General features: G+C 71.6%; 20 protein-coding genes, 3 tRNA genes and 1 pseudogene. 14 read left to right on the top strand and 10 right to left on the bottom strand.

Going from position 1 to position 20,618, the window contains the following annotated elements; genetic code table 11:
- Positions 1-382 precede the first annotated feature (382 nt).
- Complete coding sequence (locus tag TN53_RS00810) at positions 383-1,168, bottom strand: VOC family protein (RefSeq protein WP_046256394.1); 786 nt, start codon at positions 1,166-1,168, stop codon at positions 383-385.
- A 241-nt stretch (positions 1,169-1,409) separates the two neighbouring features.
- On the opposite strand from TN53_RS00810, the gene TN53_RS00815 reads away from it, so the two are divergent.
- On the top strand, positions 1,410-1,655 hold the full coding sequence (locus tag TN53_RS00815; RefSeq protein WP_199924482.1) for a WhiB family transcriptional regulator: 246 nt from the start codon (positions 1,410-1,412) through the stop codon (positions 1,653-1,655).
- Here TN53_RS00815 and TN53_RS00820 read toward each other — a convergent pair.
- Positions 1,636-4,107: a hypothetical protein gene (locus TN53_RS00820; protein ID WP_046256299.1), complete on the bottom strand. Its 2,472-nt coding sequence runs from the start codon at positions 4,105-4,107 to the stop codon at positions 1,636-1,638. The genes TN53_RS00815 and TN53_RS00820 overlap by 20 nt on opposite strands.
- A gap of 97 nt (positions 4,108-4,204) precedes the next feature.
- Here TN53_RS00820 and TN53_RS00825 point away from each other — a divergent pair.
- The 5 genes from TN53_RS00825 to TN53_RS49430 all read left to right on the top strand — a co-directional run bounded on the left by TN53_RS00825 (position 4,205) and on the right by TN53_RS49430 (position 7,860).
- A tRNA-Ser gene (locus TN53_RS00825) sits at positions 4,205-4,276 on the top strand.
- Between the two features lie 10 nt (positions 4,277-4,286).
- Positions 4,287-4,358: transfer RNA gene (locus TN53_RS00830), tRNA-Asp, on the top strand.
- Between the two features lie 44 nt (positions 4,359-4,402).
- Positions 4,403-5,755 carry an SDR family NAD(P)-dependent oxidoreductase gene (locus tag TN53_RS00835; protein ID WP_046256300.1) on the top strand — a complete coding sequence of 451 codons (1,353 nt, stop codon included), beginning with the start codon at positions 4,403-4,405 and terminating at the stop codon, positions 5,753-5,755.
- Positions 5,752-6,945, top strand: coding sequence for a ribonuclease inhibitor (locus TN53_RS00840; protein ID WP_095046228.1), 1,194 nt, complete (start codon positions 5,752-5,754; stop codon positions 6,943-6,945). The genes TN53_RS00835 and TN53_RS00840 overlap by 4 nt, the downstream gene beginning before the upstream one ends.
- 417 nt (positions 6,946-7,362) lie before the next feature.
- The gene (locus TN53_RS49430; protein WP_420719066.1) at positions 7,363-7,860 is read left to right on the top strand and encodes a hypothetical protein; all 498 of its coding nucleotides are present in this window, start codon (positions 7,363-7,365) and stop codon (positions 7,858-7,860) included.
- Here TN53_RS49430 and TN53_RS49435 read toward each other — a convergent pair.
- Entirely contained in the window at positions 7,847-8,398 is a 552-nt protein-coding gene (locus TN53_RS49435; RefSeq protein WP_420719067.1) for a DUF2201 family putative metallopeptidase, read from the bottom strand. The two genes, TN53_RS49430 and TN53_RS49435, sit on opposite strands and share 14 nt — an antisense overlap.
- A gap of 122 nt (positions 8,399-8,520) precedes the next feature.
- Between TN53_RS49435 and TN53_RS00850 the strand changes: the two genes are divergently transcribed.
- Positions 8,521-8,596 (top strand) — tRNA-Trp (locus TN53_RS00850).
- Between the two features lie 17 nt (positions 8,597-8,613).
- On the opposite strand, the gene TN53_RS00855 is transcribed toward TN53_RS00850, so the two are convergent.
- The 4 genes from TN53_RS00855 to TN53_RS00870 all read right to left on the bottom strand — a co-directional run bounded on the left by TN53_RS00855 (position 8,614) and on the right by TN53_RS00870 (position 13,350).
- Positions 8,614-9,453 (bottom strand): hypothetical protein, encoded by an 840-nt coding sequence (locus TN53_RS00855; RefSeq protein WP_046256301.1) that lies wholly within the window; start codon positions 9,451-9,453, stop codon positions 8,614-8,616.
- 81 nt (positions 9,454-9,534) lie between these two features.
- On the bottom strand, positions 9,535-10,509 hold the full coding sequence (locus TN53_RS00860) for an acyl-ACP desaturase (protein ID WP_046256302.1): 975 nt from the start codon (positions 10,507-10,509) through the stop codon (positions 9,535-9,537).
- A 214-nt stretch (positions 10,510-10,723) separates the two neighbouring features.
- Positions 10,724-11,500: a dimethylargininase gene (gene ddaH, locus TN53_RS00865; RefSeq protein WP_046256303.1), complete on the bottom strand. Its 777-nt coding sequence runs from the start codon at positions 11,498-11,500 to the stop codon at positions 10,724-10,726.
- Between the two features lie 236 nt (positions 11,501-11,736).
- Complete coding sequence (locus TN53_RS00870) at positions 11,737-13,350, bottom strand: ABC-F family ATP-binding cassette domain-containing protein (protein ID WP_046256304.1); 1,614 nt, start codon at positions 13,348-13,350, stop codon at positions 11,737-11,739.
- A gap of 291 nt (positions 13,351-13,641) precedes the next feature.
- Here TN53_RS00870 and TN53_RS00875 point away from each other — a divergent pair, with 291 nt between their 5' ends.
- Together TN53_RS00875 and TN53_RS00880 are read left to right on the top strand one after the other, a co-directional pair.
- The gene (locus TN53_RS00875) at positions 13,642-14,292 is read left to right on the top strand and encodes a GOLPH3/VPS74 family protein (protein ID WP_046256305.1); all 651 of its coding nucleotides are present in this window, start codon (positions 13,642-13,644) and stop codon (positions 14,290-14,292) included.
- Positions 14,293-14,521: 229 nt separating this feature from the next.
- The gene (locus TN53_RS00880; protein ID WP_046256306.1) at positions 14,522-15,358 is read left to right on the top strand and encodes an isocitrate lyase/PEP mutase family protein; all 837 of its coding nucleotides are present in this window, start codon (positions 14,522-14,524) and stop codon (positions 15,356-15,358) included.
- A gap of 105 nt (positions 15,359-15,463) precedes the next feature.
- Here TN53_RS00880 and TN53_RS00885 read toward each other — a convergent pair whose 3' ends face one another.
- Complete coding sequence (locus TN53_RS00885; RefSeq protein WP_046256307.1) at positions 15,464-15,877, bottom strand: SsgA family sporulation/cell division regulator; 414 nt, start codon at positions 15,875-15,877, stop codon at positions 15,464-15,466.
- 245 nt (positions 15,878-16,122) lie between these two features.
- Here TN53_RS00885 and TN53_RS00890 point away from each other — a divergent pair, with 245 nt between their 5' ends.
- Positions 16,123-17,223 (top strand): WD40/YVTN/BNR-like repeat-containing protein, encoded by a 1,101-nt coding sequence (locus TN53_RS00890; protein ID WP_046256308.1) that lies wholly within the window; start codon positions 16,123-16,125, stop codon positions 17,221-17,223.
- A gap of 48 nt (positions 17,224-17,271) precedes the next feature.
- Positions 17,272-17,595, top strand: a complete 324-nt coding sequence (locus TN53_RS00895) for a plasmid stabilization protein (RefSeq protein WP_046256309.1) — start codon at positions 17,272-17,274, stop codon at positions 17,593-17,595.
- A gap of 4 nt (positions 17,596-17,599) precedes the next feature.
- On the opposite strand, the gene TN53_RS00900 is transcribed toward TN53_RS00895, so the two are convergent.
- Entirely contained in the window at positions 17,600-17,896 is a 297-nt protein-coding gene (locus TN53_RS00900; RefSeq protein WP_046256310.1) for a YciI family protein, read from the bottom strand.
- Between the two features lie 36 nt (positions 17,897-17,932).
- On the opposite strand from TN53_RS00900, the gene TN53_RS00905 reads away from it, so the two are divergent.
- Together TN53_RS00905 and mmpA are read left to right on the top strand one after the other, a co-directional pair.
- Entirely contained in the window at positions 17,933-18,655 is a 723-nt protein-coding gene (locus tag TN53_RS00905; RefSeq protein ID WP_046256311.1) for an endonuclease V, read from the top strand.
- 102 nt (positions 18,656-18,757) lie between these two features.
- On the top strand, positions 18,758-18,919 hold the full coding sequence (mmpA, locus tag TN53_RS47185; protein ID WP_095046219.1) for a morphogenic membrane protein MmpA: 162 nt from the start codon (positions 18,758-18,760) through the stop codon (positions 18,917-18,919).
- Between the two features lies 1 nt (position 18,920).
- Here the strand turns inward: mmpA and TN53_RS00910 are convergent, their stop codons facing one another.
- Positions 18,921-20,099 (bottom strand): saccharopine dehydrogenase family protein, encoded by a 1,179-nt coding sequence (locus tag TN53_RS00910; RefSeq protein WP_046256312.1) that lies wholly within the window; start codon positions 20,097-20,099, stop codon positions 18,921-18,923.
- A gap of 151 nt (positions 20,100-20,250) precedes the next feature.
- Between TN53_RS00910 and TN53_RS00915 the strand changes: the two are divergent.
- Positions 20,251-20,595, top strand: a pseudogene (locus TN53_RS00915) (MmcQ/YjbR family DNA-binding protein).
- Positions 20,596-20,618: the final 23 nt, after the last annotated feature.

Raw genomic sequence — 20,618 nt, forward strand, 5'->3', positions numbered from 1 at the left:
TGCTCCATGACCTCGATCAGGGCGGCCACGGCCCGTGGCTCCTCGGGCAGTCCGGGCGCGAGGATGTCCAGCCCGGCGAGGGCCGCTCGAACGACCCCCGGGTCGCGCGTCGCGCACGGTCGATGTCGTCCGCGGGGAGAGGAGCGTAGCGGCGTACGGCGTCATGAAGCAGCTCGACGGTCGCGGCGAACGTGACCGCGTAGGTGAGGGAGTCCTGGTCCGTCCCGGACAGCTCGTGGGGCTTCCCGCCCTGCTCACCTGCACGCCGCAGCCGAGCACCCGCTTCGGCGGCCGACTCGTCGTCGACGGTGTCCAGCGCGGCCCCCGCCCGAACCCCGACAGGCTGAGGGCCGCCCGCCGACCGGCCTCCTCGCGGCCCTCGTCAGCCCTGCTCCGGCACGCTCTTGATCACCGCGAACCGCGCCCCGTACGGATCGGCCAGCTTGGCCACGCGGCCGACGCCCTCCACGTCCGTGGCGGGCATACGGACCGTGCCGCCGAGCTCCTGCGTCCTGGACACCACCGCGTCCGGGTCCGTGACCTCGAAGTACGGCAGCCAGTACGGATCCGTCTCCCCGGGGGCCTCGGCCAGGGGCACGATGCCGCCGAACATGGCGTCCTCGGAGGCACCGGCGGGGTTGATGGTGGTGTACGTGCCGCCGGGGAAGTCGACGCCGTAGGTCTCCAGACCGAGGGCGGCGTTGTAGAAGAACGCGGCCGCGGGCTGGTCCGGTGTGTACAGCTCCAGCCAGCACAGCGAGCCGGGCTGCTGCACGACGTCGAGGCCCTTGTTCCGGGCGGGCTGCCAGATACCGAAGGAGACGCCCGCCTTGTCGGCGAGGATGGCCATGCGGCCCTGGTCCATGACGTCCATGGGCTGCATCAGCACCGCGCCGTGCGCCTGCTCGGCGGCCTTCGCCGTGGCGTCCGCGTCCGGTGTCTGGAAGTACACCGTCCAGGAGGACGGGCCCTGCTCCGGTGGGTTCTGCATGCCGGCCGCGGCCGTCCTGCCGTCGAGCTGGAAGAAGCCGTATCCGCCGGCCTCGGGCGGCCCCGGCTGGAACCGCCAGCCGAACAGCGCGCCGTAGAAGGAAGCGGCGCCGTCGATGTCGGGGGTGCCGAGATCGAGCCAGTTCGGGGCGCCGGTGACATAACGGGTGGTGAGCATCATTGCCCTCCTCTGAAGGGTCCCGTCCACTGCACTGCCGAGTGTTGCACCGCCCACTGACAATCGCCCCGGGCGGTGACCATCCGTGTCCGGCAGATCCCTCCCAGTTTTCCTGCGATTCCGCGCGCCGCCGTGCGCCACGCCGCGTGGCGCAGGACCATCAAGGCGGCCGGGGGCCTGTGAACGCGGCGTTGATCCCACGTTGATCGAACGTTTTTCGCCGCCCGGCACGATCCTCGGCATGCTCATCGAAACGATCACCCCGCCCGGCCTGGACTGGCAGGACGAGGCGTTGTGCGCGCAGACCGGTGGAGACTTCTTCTTCCCCGAGCCGGGCAGCTCCGTACGGGAGGCGAAGCGGATCTGCGGGCTGTGCCCGATCCGCTCCGCCTGTCTGGAGTACGCCCTCGACAACGACGAACGCTTCGGTGTCTGGGGTGGCCTGTCGGAGAAGGAACGCCTGGAGATCAGGCGTACGTCACACTGAACCGCCACGTCCCCGCCGGCACCCGCACGTCCTGGCCGGTCACGGCGAGCTCCTGCCCGTTGGCCTCGGCCGCGCGCACCTCGCCGAACTGGCACGGATAGACGAACCGCACCCCCTGCGGCGCCTGGGTGATGTCCACGGTCACCGTCCGCGCGGCCGGGTCGTGGGCGAGCCGGTAACCGAACGGCGAGCCGAAGAGCGTGGGGGCCGCGCCCACGGTGACCTGTTCGGCGCCCGGCACCCAGTGCGGTCGTACGCCGGGAGCGATGTACAGATGCGGGTCGTGGTCCTCGTCGGCCTCGAAGAAGAGGATGTCGCGGATCAGCAGCAGATACTCGGCGGCCGCCCAGCCGTGCGGGATGTCGCCCATGTACCAACGGCCGAACGGGGCTTCGGAGAAGTCGGACGCCACCGGGTACGCGTGCTGCTCGTTCCAGGCGCCCAGCGCCGCCGCACGCCCTGCCGTGTGGGGGAAGCCCGCGCCGACCGTCCAGCCGAGCAGCTCGTCCATCCGTCCCGGATCACCGGCGAGCAGATGGGCGTGCGCCAACTGCATGGTCAGATAGGGCCCGTACGCGTACCAGGCGGCGTCGTGCCGGAAGCCTCCGGTGACGAAGTGCGCGTACATGGTGTCGAGCGTGCAGCGGGCCGCCCGGTCGATGTCGTCGCCCAACTTGCTGCCCATGTGCAGACGCAGCGGGTGGAAGTAGGCGGCCGTGCCGATCATCGTCGAGTCGAGCCGTCCGACGTCGCCGGGGCCGGTCGGGATGTACGTCTCCCAGGCGCCGCGTCGCCGCTGCTCGCCCAGCACCCAGCGGATCGACTCGGCGGTGGCGCGCTTCAAGTCGTCGAAGGCGCCCCACAGTTCGCCGACCTCCGGTGCACCGATGCGTTCGGCGAGCCGCGCGGCCTCGTAAAGCCCGGCCAGGCCCCAGAAGTCGTCCCAGTAGTGCGGCTTGTCGCGCTCGCCGAGATGCTCGGCGCTCCAGCCGCTGTGCAACAGGCCGTTGTCGTCGCGGTTGTCCCGCAGCCAGCGGGCCGCGTCGCGCACATACGGGACGTACAACTTGGTCCCGAACGCCGCCTGTCGGCCGCTCGTGCGGTCGAACCGGCCGATCGCCCACAGGGCTTGGCCGTTGCTGTCCCACTCGCGGTCGTCCTTCTCGTGCGGGCCGCCGTAGAAGCCGTACTCGGCGCACGGACCGATCCGGCCCGTACCGTGGTTGAACCTGAGCGGGTAGTGGGTTCCCAACTGCCGTTCGGCCAGTGCCGAGTCGCCGACGAGCGAACATGCCGTCGCCTCGACGGAGGAGTCGCGGATCCAGAAGGAGTCGTAGACGGTCGGGCCGGGATGGATCTCACCGTGGTCGGACAGGATCAGGAGCTGTGAACGCGCCTGCCGGAACTGGTCGGTGAGGTGCGCCACCGGGCGCGGCAGCCCCGGCTGGAGCCCTTGCCCGAGGAGCTTCGCCGTCCAGAAGTCCCGGTTGGCCGACTCCAGTTCGGCGGCCGGCGTGCCCCTGAGTTCGGCGAGGTCGGCGGAGCCGGAGAACTGGTCCACGGGCAGGCGTACGTCGATCTCGAAGACCTCGTCCTCGGTGATCTGGAACGGCCACGCGAACACCGCGCTGCACAGCCCCGCCACCTGGTCCTGCGCTTCCAGGGCGCCGTTCAGCTTGCCGCCGACGGCCAGGTCGTAGAAGGCGCTGCGGGTGAGATACGCGGCGGGGTCCGAGGAGAAGTCCGCGTTGCCGTAGACCCCGTACTGCTGGGGCGCGGTGTCGAAGACCGGGCCCCAGCCCGAGTTGGTCTCGAGCCGCTGCTCGTTCGGCAGATGGCGCAGGAACGTCAGCCGCCGGTCGGTGATCTGCCGCCCGTTGCGGTCGTGCCGCTGGAAGCCGCTGGGCCCGGCCGGCAGTACCGCCGCGCACAGCAGCCCGGTGCGCTCCTGGCCCGTCGGACTGCCCACGGTCACCCGAGTGACCACCAGGTCCCGCCCGCTCGCGCCGACGGTGCCGGCGAAGGTGCGCTGCACGAACTCGACGTCGTCCGCGGTGCGGAACGTCGTCAGCACGACCGGCAGATGCGGTGCCTCCAACCGCTGCTCCACCCGTCCGCCGTCGGGGAGTTGGGGCAGCCGCACGGCGCCCGTGGCCGGGTCGTGCAGGAAGAACGAGAGGCTGTACCTGTCGTACACGGGCTCGATCTCGCCCGCCTGGCCGATCAGGGACTCCTGACGGTGGTCCTTGACGCCGACCATGTGCCAGTACCGGTACAGGGCGTTGGAGGCGAAGGCCGCCTCCTTGGACTCGTAGGTGCCGGAGTCGAAGTCGTCGCTCCAGCGTCGGAAGGCCTGCTGCGCCCACCAGGGCACGGGGTACGGGACCTGTTCCCGACCCGCCCAGGCGCGCCACATGACCTCGTAGAACATCCACTCATGGGTCTGGGCCATGGTGTGTCACCCCCTTCGGGCACCGTTGCACCGACGGGGCCTCCCGTAAATCGGTGCGACCGGCCGTTCGGGGTGCGGTTAGGATCCGGGGGCGCGTCCGGACGTAGCGCAGAGGCAGGCGCACCGCCTTGCTCAGGCGACCACGCCGGTTCGAATCCGGTCGTCCGGATACGCGCGGGGGTCCCGTAGAGCAGAGGCAGACTCGCCGCCTTGTCAGGGCGGATACGCCGGTTCGAATCCGGTCGGGACCGCGGTACGGCGGTGATGGGCGGGACGGCACAGGGGCGGGGCGATCATGGAGGCGGGACTGTCCGTTTCGGGGCACGAGGCGGTCACCGAGGCGGAACTGGCCGCCTTCCACCAGGTCGTGGGCAAGTTGCGGGCCCTGCCCGTCGACGATCCGGTGCGGTTGCGCGCCGAGCAGGTCGCCGCCTCCTTCGCCCGCGACGGGCGGCTGCGGCGGCGCAGGACGCGGGGTGCCGAAGCTTCCGCCGCCGACGCGCGGGCCATGGCCGCGACCGCGACCGGCGCGCCGAGCCGCCGCGAGGACGCGCCCCTGGCCGGATCCGGCGATCCAGGTGTCTTCCGCAAGCCGCGCACCTGCTATGTCTGCAAGGCGCCCTATCAACACGTCGATGCCTTCTACCACCGCCTCTGCCCCGCCTGTGCCGCCGACAACACGGCCCGGCGGGCGCTGAGCTGTGACCTCGGCGGGCGCCGTGTGCTGCTCACCGGCGGCCGGGTGAAGATCGGTTTCCAGCTGGCGCTGATGATGCTGCGCGACGGCGCGGAGGTCCTGGTCACCTCGCGCTTCCCGCACGACACCGTGCGCCGCTTCCGCGCCGAGCCGGGCAGCGGGAAGTGGCTCGACCGCCTCAGCGTGTTCGCCGTCGACCTGCGTGACCCGCGCCAAGTGCTCGGCCTGTGCGAGGAGTTGCGGCAGGAGGGCGAGCCGCTCGACATTCTCGTCAACAACGCCGCGCAGACCGTGCGGCGGCCGCCCGAGTCGTACGCGCTGCTCTCCTCCGGGGAGTACGACGCGCTGCCCGAGGGAGCGCGCCAGGCACCCGGCTTCACGCCGATGCGGATGCTGGAGAGCGGCGCGGCGTCCTTGCCGGCGGCCCTGCGCGAGGCCGACGAGGCCGGACTGCTGCCCGATCCGTCCCCGGAGAACTCCTGGTCGGCCCGGCTCGGCGCCCTCGACCCGGCCGAGGTGCTGGAGACCCAGCTCGTCAACGCCCTCGCCCCGGCCCTGCTGTGCGACCGGCTGCTGCCCCTGCTGCTCGCCTCGCCGCGGCCGCGCCGGTACGTGGTCAACGTGACCGCGGTGGAGGGCCGTTTCGCCGTCCGCAACAAGATGGCCGGTCATCCCCACACCAACATGGCCAAGGCCGCCCTCAACATGCTCACCCGCACCAGCGCCGCCGAACTCGCCGAGCAGGGCGTCCACATGTGCGCCGTCGACACCGGCTGGATCACCGACGAGAACCCGGCGCCGAAGAAGGCACGGATGGCCCAGGCCGGGTTCCGGACACCGCTGGACGTGGTGGACGGGGCGGCCCGGGTGTACGACCCGATCGTGCGGGGCGAGGCCGGGGATCCGGTCTCCGGGGTGTTCCTCAAGGACTATCGGGAGGCGCAGTGGTGACCTCGGACGAGGGGAAACGGCCGGCGGCGGACGGGTTCGCCGGTGTGCCGTCCGTCGTGCCGCGCCCGGTCGCCGAACTCGGCCCGCTGCTGGACTGGTTGCGTGCCGGGCGCCCGGCCGGGGAACGGCTGGACTTCCCGGCGGGCACGGCCCTGCCCGACGGCCGCCTCGACCTGTGCAAGCAGGAGCTGGGTGCCGAGGGCGCCGCCCTGGTCGCCGGGGCGCTCGCCCAAGGGCCCTCTCCCGTACGGCACCTGCTGCTCGGCACGGACGGGCTGGGAGATACGGGGGCGGCCGTCGTGGCCGGGGCGGGCGAGGACGTCGAGACGCTCTACCTCGGCTGCAACGGGATCACCGCGGGCGGCGCCTGCCGGATCGCCGACCAGCTGCGGGCCTCTCCGCAGGTTGTGACCGGGGTGTGGCTCAAACGCAATCCGCTGGGCGCCGGGGGAGGGCGGGCGGCGGCTGAACTCATCGAGTCCGCACGGTCGTTGCGCACCCTCGACCTTGTCCAGACCGGCCTCGACGCGGCCGGCGCCGTCGTCCTCGCCGACGCGCTGCTGGCGGCCGCGGGCAACGGGCGCCGTATCGAGCGGCTCTTCGTCGGCGGCAACCCGCTGGGGGAGGCGGGAGCGGAAGCGCTCGGCACGGTCGTGGCGGCCGGCGCGATCGACGAACTGTATGTGTCCGCCGCCCGGTTGCAGGACGCGGGAGCGCTCCGCCTGGCCGAGGCCCTGGAGCGGGCGCCGCACGGACGGCTCACCCGTCTCGCCGTCGCCAGCGACGGCATCGGACCACGGGCCGCCGCCCGGCTGGTGACGGCGGCCACCGCGGCCGGGGTCACCTTGCTGGACCTGGGCCGGGTGCGCGCGGCGGCGGTCCTGGGCGCTGCCGACAACCACATCGACCTGAGGGCCGCCGAGACGATGGCCGAGACCCTGGCCGCCGCCGAGCACCGCCTGACCCACCTGGTCCTGACCCACACCGGCATGCGCAGCCGCGAGGCCCACCGCCTCCTCGACACCGCACCTCGCGCCGTCACGGCCACGCGCTTCGTCCTGGGCCATGGCATCGCGGCCAGCGTCAAACGCCGCCTGGAGGCGCTCAGCGCACACCTTCCGCGGCCGGCGGTCCCCTCCGACGTGGCCGCCGTACGGAGCGTGCACAGGACAGCCCCGCCCGACGCCTGAGACTCACTGTCTCCGCATCCCCAGGAACACCTCCGTCCAGAACCGCTGCTGCCGCTCCGACGCCCCCACGAGATACGTCGCCCGAAGCTTCGCCGGCAACAGCGCGACCAGACGTGCCACCACCGCGCGGTGCTTCTTGAGCTGGGACAGCTCCGCGTTGGCGAGGATCTGGTGGACGACGTCGCTGTCGTCGCCGCCCTCCCCGGCGCGTATCCGTCGGTGAGCACCACGACGGCGTCCGGGGTCTCCTCGAACCGCCGTCCCTTCACCTCCGTACGGCCCTCCACATAGTCCGCGACGACCTGGAAGCTGGTACCGCCACCGCCGTAGACCCGCTCGCCCGGCACGAAGGGCATCACCACGGCGTCGAAGGACAGCCAGTGCGCCTGAACGCCGTCGATCCGGCCCACGAGTTCGGTGAGCCAGGTGATCACATGGTGCGGCATCGAGCCCGAGGTGTCGTACGCGACGACCAGCACCTTGTCCCGCACCGGGCCGCGCCGCGCCGGCATCGGATCCTGGCCGAGGGCCGCGAGCAGGGCACCGCGCTTCTTCGGGTACACCAGCCGTTCGCCGTCGCGCAGTCTGGAGCCGAGGACGTCGACCAGCCAGCGCTGCCACCAGTCGACCGTACGCGTGCGCGTGGTCTCGCCGCGCAGCATGCCCGCGCCCAGATTCCCCCAGATCCGGGCCGCCCGGGCGTTGCCGTCCTGGGTGCGGTCCATGAAGTCGAGCAGCTCCCGCTCCGCGCCCGCGTGCCCGCGCCGGGCCGCCAGCAGGGAGTTGAGCAGCGCGGAGGAGGTGACCGCGTCGACGGTCTCCTGGTCGGCCGGGACCGGGGCGCCGTCCGCCAGGTGCACGCACAGCCGGCGCTCCGGGACCGGCGGGCGGTGCATCCGCTTCAGCTCGCCGTAGACCCGCAGGTCCGTCTCGGTGAACGTCTCGTAGGGCACCGGCTCCAGGCCGTGGGTCGTGAGGTCCGCGCGGTAGTGCTCATACACCTTGTGCGGGTCGATGCCTGTCGGCCGTCCAGCAGAGGCAGTTCGCGTCTGCCGAGCCGGACCAGTGCGACATGGTTGATGGACACTTCGGCGGCCAGCTCGAAGACCGGGTCGTCGCGCAGCTCCGGTTCGGCGAACAGATGGCGGTGCACGAGGTGGCGGGCTTCGTGGAACAGGAGGAACTTCACGCCGTCCAGGCCGAGTCCGACGAAAAAGTCCGGGTTGAACAGCAGCAGACAGGTGCCGTCGCCGGACGCCACCACGGCCGTTGTGTCGATCGCGGTCGTCGGGATCTGGTGGTGGCACTTCGCGTACAGCCAGGACGCCACCGCCGACTGCGTCAGCCCGAAGTCCAGCAGCGCGGCCTCCTTGAGCCGCCGCGCCTCCTCCACCGCCCCCGGATCCGCCGGGCGGTACGCCTCCAGTGCCCTGCGGTCGGCGAGGTCGACCACCGGGGGACGCCGCCCCGCTCTCCGTACGCCATCTCGTGCCCCCCGTACTGACCTGCCCCCGTGCCTCATTGGTACCAGGGCCCACTGACATCGGGCCAAGGCATTACGATCTGGTGTCAAGGGCGGGGTCGTAGCGCAGAGGCAGGCGCACCGGTCTCCAAAACCAGAACACGCTGGTTCGAATCCAGCCGCCCCGCCCCCCTGGGCCCTGTCGCCTAGGCGATGGCGCCGGCGGTCACCACGAGTTCGGGCACGTTCCCGTGGAAGCTCTCCACCAGCTGGGCCAGCACCGCCCACGCCTCCTCACGGTCGCCCAAGTGCTCCCGGACCAGCGGGCGGAGCGCGTTCTCGGCCTCCTGGACGCGGTTCGGGAACAGCACGTGCCCCATCGCGAGCACTTCGAGGACGCGGATGGCCGGCCCCTCGGACATCACGTACTCGGCGGGACTGTCGTACACGCCCGCCTGGCGGAGCCGGTGCCTGAACTTGGCGTGTGAACCGAAGGGTTCACGCACCAGGGGCGGACAGTCCGGGCGCACGGACAGCGCCCAGCGCGCGTAACCGGGCAGTGGGTGCACGGCGTCGGCCTCGCCGACGGTCTGCCAGTCGGCGCGCGTCAGCACCATGGAGGCGGCGGCGCGTCCCGCGGCCATGGAATCCACCTCGCGCAGAGAGCCGACGAGGCCATGGCGGACGTAGCTCTCGGGGATCTCGTCCTCCGCCCCCGGGAGCGTGCGGTCGACGGGGATGGTGCCGGCGCGGCCGGGACCGAACGGCACACCGCGCGCGATGGCCCTGCGCAGCCCGGAGTCGGTGCTGATGTACCTCCACACGACAGCGTTGAGCTCCGGATCGTCGTTCTCGAGAATCCACAGCGCCACCGAGGCCGGCAGGTGCGTCGCCCACGTCCATGCCCGTCGCAACCGCTCCGCGGTGGCCTTGGGGCGCTCGGGAGAGGGCAGCCCGGTCCGTGCCCGTACCCGCTCGGCGGTCTCCCCGTCGACCAGGCCGAGCAGGGAGCCGACCGCCTGTTCCACCGTGCTGTTCTGCCGCATTGCCGCATGATGCCGCAGACGGAAGCCGGCCCGCGCGGAAAATTTCTCCGCGCGGGCCGGCTCGTGTGCTCCTGGGTGACGTCAGCCGGCGGCGCGCGCCGCCAGCCGCGCCTTGCGCGCGGCGAGCTTCTCGTCGAACTTGGAGGCCTCCGAGTCGAGACCGCCCATGTACAGGCCGATCTCGTCCTGCGCCTTCTGTCCCTCGGGGCCGAGACCGTCGATGTCCATGACCTTCAGGAACCGCAGTACCGGCTGGATGACGTCGTCGTGGTGGATGCGCAGGTTGTACACCTCGCCGATCGCCATCTGCGCCGCGAACCGCTCGAAGCCGGGCATGCCGTGGCCGGGCATGCGGAAGTTGACGAGGACGTCGCGCACGGCCTGCATGGTCAGGTCGGGGGCCAGCTCGAACGCGGCCTTCAGGAGGTTGCGGTAGAAGACCATGTGGAGGTTCTCGTCGGTCGCGATGCGCGCCAGCATGCGGTCGCAGACCGGGTCGCCCGACTGGTGGCCGGTGTTGCGGTGCGAGACGCGGGTCGCCAGCTCCTGGAAGGCGACGTAGGCCACCGAGTGCAGCATCGAGTGCCGGTTGTCCGACTCGAAGCCCTCGCTCATGTGGGACATGCGGAACGCTTCCAGCTTGTCCGGGTCCACCGCGCGCGAGGCGAGGAGGTAGTCGCGCATCACGATGCCGTGGCGGCCCTCCTCGGCGGTCCAGCGGTGCACCCAGGTGCCCCAGGCGCCGTCGCGGCCGAAGAGCGAGGCGATCTCGTGGTGGTAGCTGGGGAGGTTGTCCTCGGTCAGGAGGTTCACCACGAGCGCGATGCGGCCGATCTCGGTGACCTTCGACTGCTCCTTGTCCCAGGCCTCGCCGTCCTCGAAGAAGCCGGGGAAGTTACGGCCGTCGCTCCACGGCACGTACTCGTGCGGCATCCAGTCCTTGGTGACCTTGAGATGCCGGTTGAGTTCCTGCTCGACCACTTCCTCCAGGGCGTACAGCAGCTTGGCGTCGGTCCAGACGGAAGGGCTGCCGAGGTGAGGGGTGGCGATCGTCACGGGGACTCCAGGGGGACGTGTGACAAAGCTGAACAAACCGGCGAGCGGTTGCCGGATTCTGTGGAACTTACGAAAGCGTAGGCTACGAATCCGTAGGTTACGAGACCGTAGGTTAAGCACGTTGTAAAGATCCCTGATCAGCACATGTTCCAGGGCCTGCCCAAAGGCTCCAGGACCGCAGGTCCGGGACCGAACGGGTGATCTGCTCACTCGGTCAGGCGTACAGCTCCCGCATCCGGACCGAGAGGCATGTCACACATCCCTCGAGCTTCTCGAACTCGCTGATGTCGACGACGACGGGTTCGTGGCCGAGGTCGGCGAGCAGTTCCGTCGTCTTCGGCGCGCTCGCCGAGATGAGCAGCTTATGGCCGCCGAGCAGCACGACGTGGCCGCCGGCCGCCTCGGGCACCGACAGGAAGCGCGGGAAGAGCGAGGGCCGGTCCACCTTCGGGATGTGTCCGATCACCGTTCCGTCAGGGAGCGCGGTGACCGCCGACTTCAGATGCAGCACCTTGCTCACCGGCACCGCGACGACCCGCGCCCCGAGCGGCTCGAAGGCGGCCCGCAGCTGCTGCACGCCGGCCGCGTTGGTCCGGCCGCCGCGCCCGACGTAGATCGTGTCGCCGACCTTCAGGACGTCGCCGCCGTCGAGCGTGCCGGGCTCCCACACCCAGTTCACCGAGCAGCCGAGCGAGGCCACCGCCTCCTCGACGCCGGCGGTCTCCTGGCGCCGGGACTCGGCGCCGGGCCGGGTGATGAGCGCGACGTTCTTGTACATGACGACCGTGTCCTCGACGAACACGGAGTCCGGGCAGTCGTCGGCCGGATCCACCTCGACCGTGTCCCAGCCGTGTGCGCGCAGGGCCTCGACGTAGGCCTCCCACTGCTCGACCGCGAGATCGAGGTCGATCTTCTCGCGCTCGATGTGCGTCACCAGTCCTTCGGCGAGGCGCGGGCTGGGGCGGCGGACGAGGGCCTTCTTGCTGGGCACGAGGAACTCCGTAACGGCGGCATGGACGGCACCCCGGAAAAGCGGCACCGGTCAGCCATCATGCAGGGCGGGCCCGCGCGCACAAAACCCCCGGTGCCAGGCTGTGGCCCTCCTGAGATACGCGGCGGTAACCGAGCCCGGCGCCGCGAGCAGCTCATTCGGCGTGTGCGCGGGCGCGGGCCGGGCGCCCGGGTGCCCTCCCGGCGGAAGGGGCACCCGGAGCGCCGCGTACCCGGCTAGCCGACAGCCTCCGGCGTCGTTTCCCGCAGTTCACCGTCCAGCAGCAGCCAGCGCGTGATGCCGATCGACTCCAGGAACGGCAGGTCGTGGCTGGCCACGATCAGCGCCCCCTCGTACGACTCCAGCGCGGTCGTCAGCTGCCGCACGCTCGCCATGTCGAGGTTGTTCGTCGGCTCGTCCAGCATCAGCAGCTGCGGCGCCGGCTCGGCCAGCATCAGCGCGGCCAGCGCCGCCCGGAAGCGTTCGCCGCCGGACAGGGTCGCCGCCTGCTGGTCGGCGCGGGCGCCCCGGAACAGGAAGCGGGCCAGGCGGGCCCGCACCCGGTTGTTGGTGGCGCCCGGCGCGAACCGGGCCACGTTCTCGGCGACGCTGAGCTCGTCGTCGAGCACGTCCAGACGCTGGGGCAGGAAACGCAGCGGCACATGTGCCGTCGCCTCGCCCGCCACCGGCTCCAGCTCCCCGGCGACGGTCCGCAACAGCGTCGTCTTGCCCGCGCCGTTGCGCCCGATCAGCGCGATCCGTTCGGGTCCGCGCAGGTCGAAGCCGCCTCTCACCTGGGCCCCGTACGCCAGCTCCAGATCCATGAGGGTCAGGACGTTCCGGCCCGGCGGTACGGCTGTGTACGGCAGCTCGACGCGGATCTCGTCGTCGTCCCGTATCGCCTCCACCGCCTCGTCCAGCCGTTCCCTGGCCTCGGCGAGCCGCTCCTCGTGCATGATGCGGTGCTTGCCCGCGGACTCCTGCGCCGCGCGCTTGCGCGCCCCCATGACGATCTTCGGCTCGCGCTTCTGGTCCCACATCTTCTGCCCGTACCGCTTGCGGCGGGCCAACTTCATCTGGGCATCCGACAGTTCGCGCTTCTGCTTCTTCAGATCCGCCTCGGCGACCCGCATCATCCGTTCCGCAGCCTCCTGTTCGACGGCCAGAGCCTCCTCGTAGGCGGAGAAGGTGCCGCCGTACCAGGTGACCTCGCCGGAGCGCAGATCGGCGATCTGGTCCACCAGGTCCAGGAGTTCACGGTCGTGGCTGACCACGATCATGACACCGGGCCAGGACGCCACGGCCGCGTAGAGCCGCCGGCGGGCGTACAGATCCAGGTTGTTCGTCGGCTCGTCCAGGAGCAGTACGTCCGGGCGGCGCAGCAGCAGCGCCGCCAGCCGCAGGAGCACCGACTCGCCGCCGGACACCTCGCCGATCGTGCGGTCCAACCCGATGTCGCCGAGGCCGAGTTCACCGAGCGTGGCCAGGGCGCGCTCTTCGACGTCCCAGTCGTCGCCGACGGTCTCGAAGTGCTCCTCCGCCACGTCGCCCGCCTCGATGGCGTGCAGCGCGGCGCGCCGGTCGGCGATACCGAGCGCCTCGTCGACCTTCAGGCCGGTGTCGAGCGTGACGCTCTGCGGCAGGTAACCCACCTCGCCCGCGACGCGCACGGCACCGTCGACCGGGGTGAGTTCACCGGCGATCAGCTTCAACAGGGTGGACTTGCCCGACCCGTTGACGCCGACCAGCCCGGTCCGGCCCGGGCCGAAGGCGATGTCCAGGTCCTCGAAGACGGGGGTGCCGTCGGGCCAGGTGAAGGAGAGGGACGTGCAGGTGAGGGAAGTAGACATACGGGCCTCGCGGTTGCTCGATGCGACAGGGGGCAAACGCGTATCGAGACACCTGTGACCAAGGGGAGTCAGACTCCGCGGGCATGAGAAGAGCCCTGCACCGGAGGACGGCTCGAACGCCGAGGTCGCACGCAGCGCACACAGGTGGTGTGTGACGCGGGTGTCTCAGGACCTCAGACGAGCAACGTCCTTCTCCAATCGACGGCAACAGGACCGTCATACACCGTAGGAGAGGGCGTGAAGGCTGTCAACGAATTAACGTGAGACCCGATCGCACCTTGAGGAGGCCCCGTGCCCAACGGCTCGCTGTCGCTGCCCGCCCGGCTCTATCTGCTGGCCTGGGACACCACGAGGAACGAGCTCGCCGGCACCACCCACCTGGTGCGGGCCGGTGCCCTCACCGAGCTGGCCCAGCGCGGTCTGCTCGTCGACGACGACGGCATCGCCACCCCGGTCGACATGGACTCCCGCACCGGTGACGCCGTCCTCGACGGACTCCTGGAACTCGTACGCGAGTCCCGGCCGCACCGGTGGCGCAGCTGGGTGCCGCTGCACGCGCGCGTGACCGCGGAGGCCGTACGGGAACAGCTCGCCGCCGAGGGATACCTACGGGCGGACAAGCGCCGGGCCCTCGGCCTCTTCCCGACCGTCGAGTACGCCCTGGAACGGGTCGCCTTCGTGGACGTACTGCGCGAGGAGGCACGGCAGGTCCTCGAAGGGCCCGTGCGGCCCGCGGACGTCTCCGAGCGGGACGCGGCCGTCGTCGTGCTGGCGGCCGCGGCCGGGGTGAGCGCCCTGGTCGCCCGCAAGGAGCGCGGACAGCACCAGGAGCGGCTGGCGGATTTGGGGGAGCGCAGTGGGACGGCGGCGCCGGGTTTGCGGAAGATCATGGACGAGCTGGGTACGGCGCTGACGCCGACCGTCGCGCCGACGGGGGTCTGAGGGCGCGAGGGGACGGGGGCGAGGGACCGAAAGCGGTGTGAGGGCCAGCCGGTCTCGCGGGGCCGGTGAGGCGCTGCGGGCCCGAGGGGGCCGGTCGCGCAGTTCCCCGCGCTCCTGGGGTCGGTCGGTGCCCACGCCCTTCCAGGCGGTGGACGGTGTCGAGGCATCGGAACGTCCATGTCGGATTCCTGCCGGACCCGCCCCGGCTCCCGCTGCTTGGCTGGACGGCATGACGAACCAGACCTCGCTCCGTGATCGCGCCCTCGCCTTCCACGCCCTGCACGTTCCGGGGCGGCCGCTCGTCCTGCCCAACGCCTGGGACACCGCGAGCGCCCGTGTCGTCGAGAACGCCGGTGCCGCCGCCGTGGCGACCACCAGTGCGGGGCTCGCCTGGGCCCTGGGCGCGGCGGACGGCGACCGGGTGGAGCGGGAGCGGGCGCTCGGTGTCGTCGCGGACATCGTGGCTGCCGTCGGCGTGCCCGTCAGCGCGGACGTCGAGAGCGGCTACGCCGAGGATCCGGAGGGCGTCGCCACCACCGTCCGCGCGGTGCTCGCGGCGGGAGCGGTCGGCGTGAACATCGAGGACGCGCTCTACGGGGAAGGCGCCGGGCCGCTGCGGGCCGTCACCGCACAGGCCGAGCGGATCGCCGCCGCCCGGGAGGCCGCCGATGCCGAGGGCGTGCCGCTGTTCGTCAACGCCCGCATCGACACGCTCCTGCGGGGCGCCGGGGACGTGGACGGCACCCTGGAGCGGGCCGCCGCCTTCCGGGCCGCGGGCGCCGACGGGATCTTCGTCCCCGGGGCCGTCGACCCGGGAACCGTCAAGGTGCTCGTCGACGGCATCGACGGACCGCTGAACGTCATGGCCGGCCCGGGCGCCCCGCCGGTCGCGGAACTGGCCGCGCTCGGCGTCGCACGCGTGAGCGCCGGTTCGGGCATCGCGCAGGCCGCGCTCGCACTGGTCGACCGCGCCGCACGGGAGCTGCTGGGGGCGGGAACGTACGAGTCGCTGGCGGGAGGCCTCGACTACGGCAAGCTCAACGGGCTGCTGGGAACAGTGCGCTGAACGCGCCCCCGAGGGGCGCGGGGACCGCGCGACAAGCCACGACGACGCTGCGAACGACAGACGGCCGATGCGGCCCACGGTCCTTCGCGGCACCCCCGCGGAGCGCTACGCGTCCCGCATCAACTCCGCCAGCTGCTCGTCCAGGTCGAGCTGCAGATGCTCCAGCCCCACCGGCACCAACTCGGCCGTAGCCTGCAGGAACCGTCGTACCTCCCCCGAACGCACATGCACGACAGCCGTGCCCTCGGGCGCATGGAACTCCAGAACGGTGCGGTCGTACCCGTACGGCCGCACCCGCACGTCGCCATGCCCCTCGGCGGTCTCCAGGCCCGCCGTGAGGAGCTCGCGGGAGAAGGTCCAGCAGACCTCCACGCCCTCCAGCGTGGCCGGAGCCGGGAAGGTCATGCGGACGGCGAACGGATCGCGCCGGTCGTAGTGCAGCGTGGCGGGAATGCTCGGCATCCGCGGCGCGGCGGCGACGAGACGGGCCTCAACGGGCTGCTCGATGACAGTGGACAACGCGTTGCTCCCTAGTGACGGCTGGACTGACTTCCGGGCGGATGGGGCCGGGTACTGGTAGAGACGACGGAATCGGCCAATCCGTGTACATGAAAGTCGAGTGACCTCGGTCACCGTTTTTCATGCACGCAAGTGGCGCATGCCACCTTCCGTGCGCGAAGGGCACTTGTGGCGACCGGTGCCCCGTCCGGCGGCGGTCTGGACGGCCACGGGCGCGTGGACTAGCTTCGCCCGCCATGAGGCGCATGGGGAACACGCGACGCACGCGACACAGGGGACGTACCGGCAGACGGCTCGCCGCGGGAGTGGCGTGCGCGGCGGCGCTGGCCGCGCTGACGGCCGTACCCGCACAGGCAACGCCGCAGCACCGGGCGCCGCACTGGGAACTCAAGGACAGCGGGACCCCGGAGGTGCGCTTCCGCGGTCTGTCGGCCGTCAGCCGGACCACCGCCTGGGTCTCCGGCACCCAGGGGTCCGTTCTGCGCACCACGGACGCCGGCGCGACCTGGCAGAACGTCTCGGTGCCCGGCGCCGGCGAACTCCAGTTCCGGGACATCGAGGCGTTCGACGCACGCCGGGCCGTTGTGCTGGCCATCGGTGAGGGCGAGGCGTCCCGGGTGTACCGGACCGACGACGGCGGGGCCACCTGGACCGAGTCCTTCCGCAACACCGACGCCCGCGCCTTCTACGACTGCCTCACCTTCTTCGACCGCAAGCACGGCCTGGCGATGAGCGACCCGGTGGACGGGAAGTTCCGCATCCTGTCGACGAGCGACGGCGGCCGTTCCTGGAAGGTGCTGCCGAACGACGGCATGCCCGCCGCGCTGGAGGGCGAGGCCGGGTTCGCGGCCAGTGGCCAGTGCCTGGTGAGCTCCGGCCCGAAGGACGTCTGGCTGGCCACCGGCGGAGCGGCACGCGCGCGTGTGCTGCATTCCTCCAACCGCGGCCTGACCTGGACGGCCACCGACACGCCGATCCCCGCGGGCGACCCCGCCAAGGGCGTCTTCGCGCTCGCCTTCCGCGACCGTACCCACGGCCTCGCGGTCGGCGGCGACTACCGCCCCGACCAGGCGTCCCCGCAGGCGGGCGCGGTGACCCGGGACGGCGGCCGCACCTGGCAGCCCTCGGCGACACCGCCGCCCGCCTACCGCTCGGGCGTCGCCTGGCTCCCGTACAGCCGCACCGCCGCTCTCGCGGTCGGCCCCACCGGCACCGACCTGACCACGGACGGCGGCCGCACCTGGCGCACGGTCGACACGGGCTCGTACGACACCGTGGACTGCACCCCCGACCTCGGCTGCTGGGCGGCCGGCGAGAAGGGGCGTGTGGCCCGGCTGGAGAGCTGAACCGGAATGTGGGTACCCGGTCGCCGAGCGCGGAAGGAGTGAGCCCACATGCCACGTGGTTCGAGCCCGAAGAGGGAACGCCAGTACGAGCACATCAAGGAGAGCGCCCAGGACCGGGGCGAGAGCAAGAAGCGCGCGGAGGAGATCGCCGCGCGGACGGTCAACAAGGAACGCGCCCGCTCCGGGGAGTCGAAGACCGCGAGCCGCACCTCGACCCAGGACATGTCGTCCGGGAAGAGGGGCGGTCAGCGGTCCGGGAAGGGCTCCCAGGGTCCGACGTACGACCAGCTCTACGAGGAGGCCAAGCGCCGCAACATCAGCGGTCGTTCGGACATGAACAAGAGCCAGTTGCAGCGGGCGCTCGGCAAGTGACGCTTCAGGAGGGCGACTCGCGGTACCGCTCCAGCTCCGGTGCGGTCTTCGTGGCCGTGAACTCGGTGATGCGGTAGGCGCAGACGCCGGCCGTGACGAACGGGTCGGTCGCCGCGAGCTCCTCGATCCCCGCGCGGTCCTCCGCGACGGCCAGGATCACCCCTCCGTCGCGGGGGCTCTTGCGCCCGGAGGCAAGGAACACACCCCGCTCGTACTGTGCGTCGAGCCAGGCCACATGTGCCTCCAGCACGGCGTCGACCTGATCGAGCGGGGCGGTGTAGGTCAGCTCCAGTACGAACATGATCGCGAGCCTACGCCGACGTACGCTCGTCCCACCATGAGGACCGTAAGCATTCCCGCGGGCTGGCCCGCGACCGAGGAGCAGGCCCGCGCCGTCCAGGACGAGTTGCGGACGAAAGTGGTGCTCGACGAGCCGGGCCCGCCGCCCGGCACGGGGCACGTGACCGGAGTGGACGTGGCGTACGACGACGAGCGGGACGTCGTGGCGGCCGCGGCGGTCGTGCTGGACGCGGCGACCCTCGAAGTGGTCGCCGAGGCCACGGCGGTCGGCCGGATCTCCTTCCCGTACGTCCCCGGCCTGCTCGCCTTCCGCGAGATCCCCACGGTCATGGCCGCGTTGGACGCCCTCCCGTGCCCGCCCGGCCTCGTCGTCTGCGACGGCTACGGCCTCGCCCACCCCCGCCGCTTCGGCCTCGCCGGCCACCTCGGCGTCCTCACCGGCCTCCCCACCATCGGCGTCGCCAAGAACCCCTTCACCTTCAGCTACGACGACCCGGACACCCCACGCGGCAGCGCCTCCCCGCTCCTCGCGGCCACCGAGGAGGTCGGCCGCGCGCTCCGCACCCGCGAGGCCGTCAAGCCGGTCTTCGTCTCCGTCGGCCACCGAGTAACCCTCGACAACGCCTGCGCGCACACCCTGGCGTTGACCCCCCAGTACCGCCTCCCGGAGACGACCCGCCGAGCGGACTCCCTGTGCCGTAGGGCACTGAAGGAGGCGACCAGGATCAGGGACGGTCGAGTGGAGCCCACCGTGGACTGAGGGCGCGTTCCGTACGAGCGGATGCCGTACTGGGTGACTGAGTACGCGAACTGAGTATCTGTACGGATGCGAGCGTGCCGTCATGATCGGCAGGCTGTGCCCATGACGACGCACCGCATGCCCCGCCACCGCTCCCCGAAGCCGCTCGCCGACCCGAACCGCCCCGTCGAGCGGGCTCTGATGGCCGCGCTCGTCCTGGCCGTGCTCGCGGGGCTGGCCTGGATCTGCGGGATGATCTACACGGTCGCCACCTGGCCGCTGTAGGTCACCGGCTCCTGGCCACCCGGAAGACGATCCCCGCGCGCTGCAGCCGTTCGGTCAGGGCGTCGCCCATCGCCACCGCCGTGGTGACCTGACCGGAGGTGGGCGGGAGGTCGTCGAAGGCCAGGGACAGGGCCGCCTCGGCGAAGATCTTCGCCGTCTCGTCGTAGCCCGGGTCACCGCCCGCCACTTCGGTGAACACCTGGCGGCCGCCGCCCTCGCCGACGAAGCGGATCCTGAACCAGCTCTTGGCGCGCTTCTCGGCGCTCGGCCCGTCCCCGGGCTTGAGCCGGTCGGACAACCAGCGTCGCGCGGGCGGCAGTTGGGCCGCCGCGAAGAGCGCGCCCACGGCCGCGACGCCACCCACCGCGATCGGCAGCCGGCGTACGGCCGCGTAGTGGCGGTAGCGGAAATCGGGGCCGTAACGTTCCAGCGCGCGGGCCGACCGCCCCACGATCTGCGGGTCGATCGTCGGCAGCGGCAGCGCCCAGGAGCCGACTTCCCAGACGTACCGCGGGGCACCGCTCGGGGTCGACGCCCGCCGCCCCACCAGCCGCGGCTCGTGCCGACCACGGTCCCGCGCGGCGGCGATCATCTGCCGCCCGCGCGCGAACTGGCCCAGCGCCGAGGCGAACGTACCGCCCGAGAAGGTCGCGTCCGCCGTCACGAACCCGTCCACCGTGAGCGGCACCCCCTGCGGCAGTTGCCGCACCGTGAAGTACACCCCCAGGTCGTGCGGCACCGAGTCGAAGCCGCAGGCGTGCACCAGCCGTGAACCGGTCTCACGCGCGCGTGCGTCGTGCCGGACGTACATCCGGTCCACGAACTCCGGCTCGCCGGTGAGGTCGAGATAGTCCGCCCCGGTCTCCGCGCAGGCCGCGACCAGCTCCTCGCCGTAGGTCACATAGGGGCCCACCGTCGTGGCCACCACGCGCGCCTGTTCGGCGAGTGCCCGCAGCGAGGCCGGATCGGCCACGTCCGCCCGCAGCACCCCGACGTCCGCGCCGCCCGGCAGCCGCTCCCGCAGCGCCTGGAGCTTCTCCTCGCTGCGACCGGCGATCGCCCAGCGCAGTCCGTCGGGCGCGTGCGCGGCGAGGTACTGCGCGGTGAGCGTCCCCACGAACCCGGTGGCTCCGAAGAGCACGATGTCGTAAGGACGCTCCGACCTGTTCAGCCTGCTCATGACACCCCTCGGTTCCGCACCACGCGCCGTTGTCGGTGGCCGAGGCTAGCGTGAGGGGTGCGGGGCCCGACGACGAGGCCGGAGGTGTGCGGTGGCCGTGCCCAGAAATGCTCTGAAGAAGTGGGAAAAGGTGCGCGACTTCGCGCTCGGGATGCCGGGCGCTGTCGAGGCCACACGGCGGAGCCGCACATCGATACAGCCCCTGGGGCGAGTCGGTCGCCAAGGTCAACAAGAAGGTGTTCGTCTTCCTCGGTGTCGGCGACGGCAGCTATCCGCTCGGCGTCACGGTCAAGCTCAAGGACGACGAGGCGCATGCGCACGCCCTGACCTGCCCCGGCGCCGAACCCGCCGGGTACGGCCTGGGCAAGGCGGGGTGGATGCGCGTCCCGCTGGAGGAGAAGGGTGCCCCGGCCGCGGAGCTGCTGTGCGACTGGGTGGAGGAGAGCTATCGCGTGATCGCGCCGAAGTGCTGGCAGCGGAGCTGGACGCGCAGTGAGAGGCTGATTGTCTAAGCGCTTG

The sequence above is a fragment of the Streptomyces sp. WM6386 genome, assembly GCF_000972385.1.
Classification (GTDB): domain Bacteria; phylum Actinomycetota; class Actinomycetes; order Streptomycetales; family Streptomycetaceae; genus Streptomyces.

Coding starts and splice junctions, on each gene's coding strand:
- TN53_RS00810 (WP_046256394.1), bottom strand. CDS start 1,168: ATGCTCACCACCCGTTATGTCACCGGCGCCCCGAACTGGCTCGATCTC.
- TN53_RS00815 (WP_199924482.1), top strand. CDS start 1,410: ATGCTCATCGAAACGATCACCCCGCCCGGCCTGGACTGGCAGGACGAG.
- TN53_RS00820 (WP_046256299.1), bottom strand. CDS start 4,107: ATGGCCCAGACCCATGAGTGGATGTTCTACGAGGTCATGTGGCGCGCC.
- TN53_RS00835 (WP_046256300.1), top strand. CDS start 4,403: ATGGAGGCGGGACTGTCCGTTTCGGGGCACGAGGCGGTCACCGAGGCG.
- TN53_RS00855 (WP_046256301.1), bottom strand. CDS start 9,453: ATGCGGCAGAACAGCACGGTGGAACAGGCGGTCGGCTCCCTGCTCGGC.
- TN53_RS00870 (WP_046256304.1), bottom strand. CDS start 13,350: ATGTCTACTTCCCTCACCTGCACGTCCCTCTCCTTCACCTGGCCCGAC.
- TN53_RS00880 (WP_046256306.1), top strand. CDS start 14,522: ATGACGAACCAGACCTCGCTCCGTGATCGCGCCCTCGCCTTCCACGCC.
- TN53_RS00890 (WP_046256308.1), top strand. CDS start 16,123: ATGGGGAACACGCGACGCACGCGACACAGGGGACGTACCGGCAGACGG.
- TN53_RS00895 (WP_046256309.1), top strand. CDS start 17,272: ATGCCACGTGGTTCGAGCCCGAAGAGGGAACGCCAGTACGAGCACATC.
- TN53_RS00900 (WP_046256310.1), bottom strand. CDS start 17,896: ATGTTCGTACTGGAGCTGACCTACACCGCCCCGCTCGATCAGGTCGAC.
- TN53_RS00905 (WP_046256311.1), top strand. CDS start 17,933: ATGAGGACCGTAAGCATTCCCGCGGGCTGGCCCGCGACCGAGGAGCAG.
- mmpA (WP_095046219.1), top strand. CDS start 18,758: ATGACGACGCACCGCATGCCCCGCCACCGCTCCCCGAAGCCGCTCGCC.
- TN53_RS00910 (WP_046256312.1), bottom strand. CDS start 20,099: ATGAGCAGGCTGAACAGGTCGGAGCGTCCTTACGACATCGTGCTCTTC.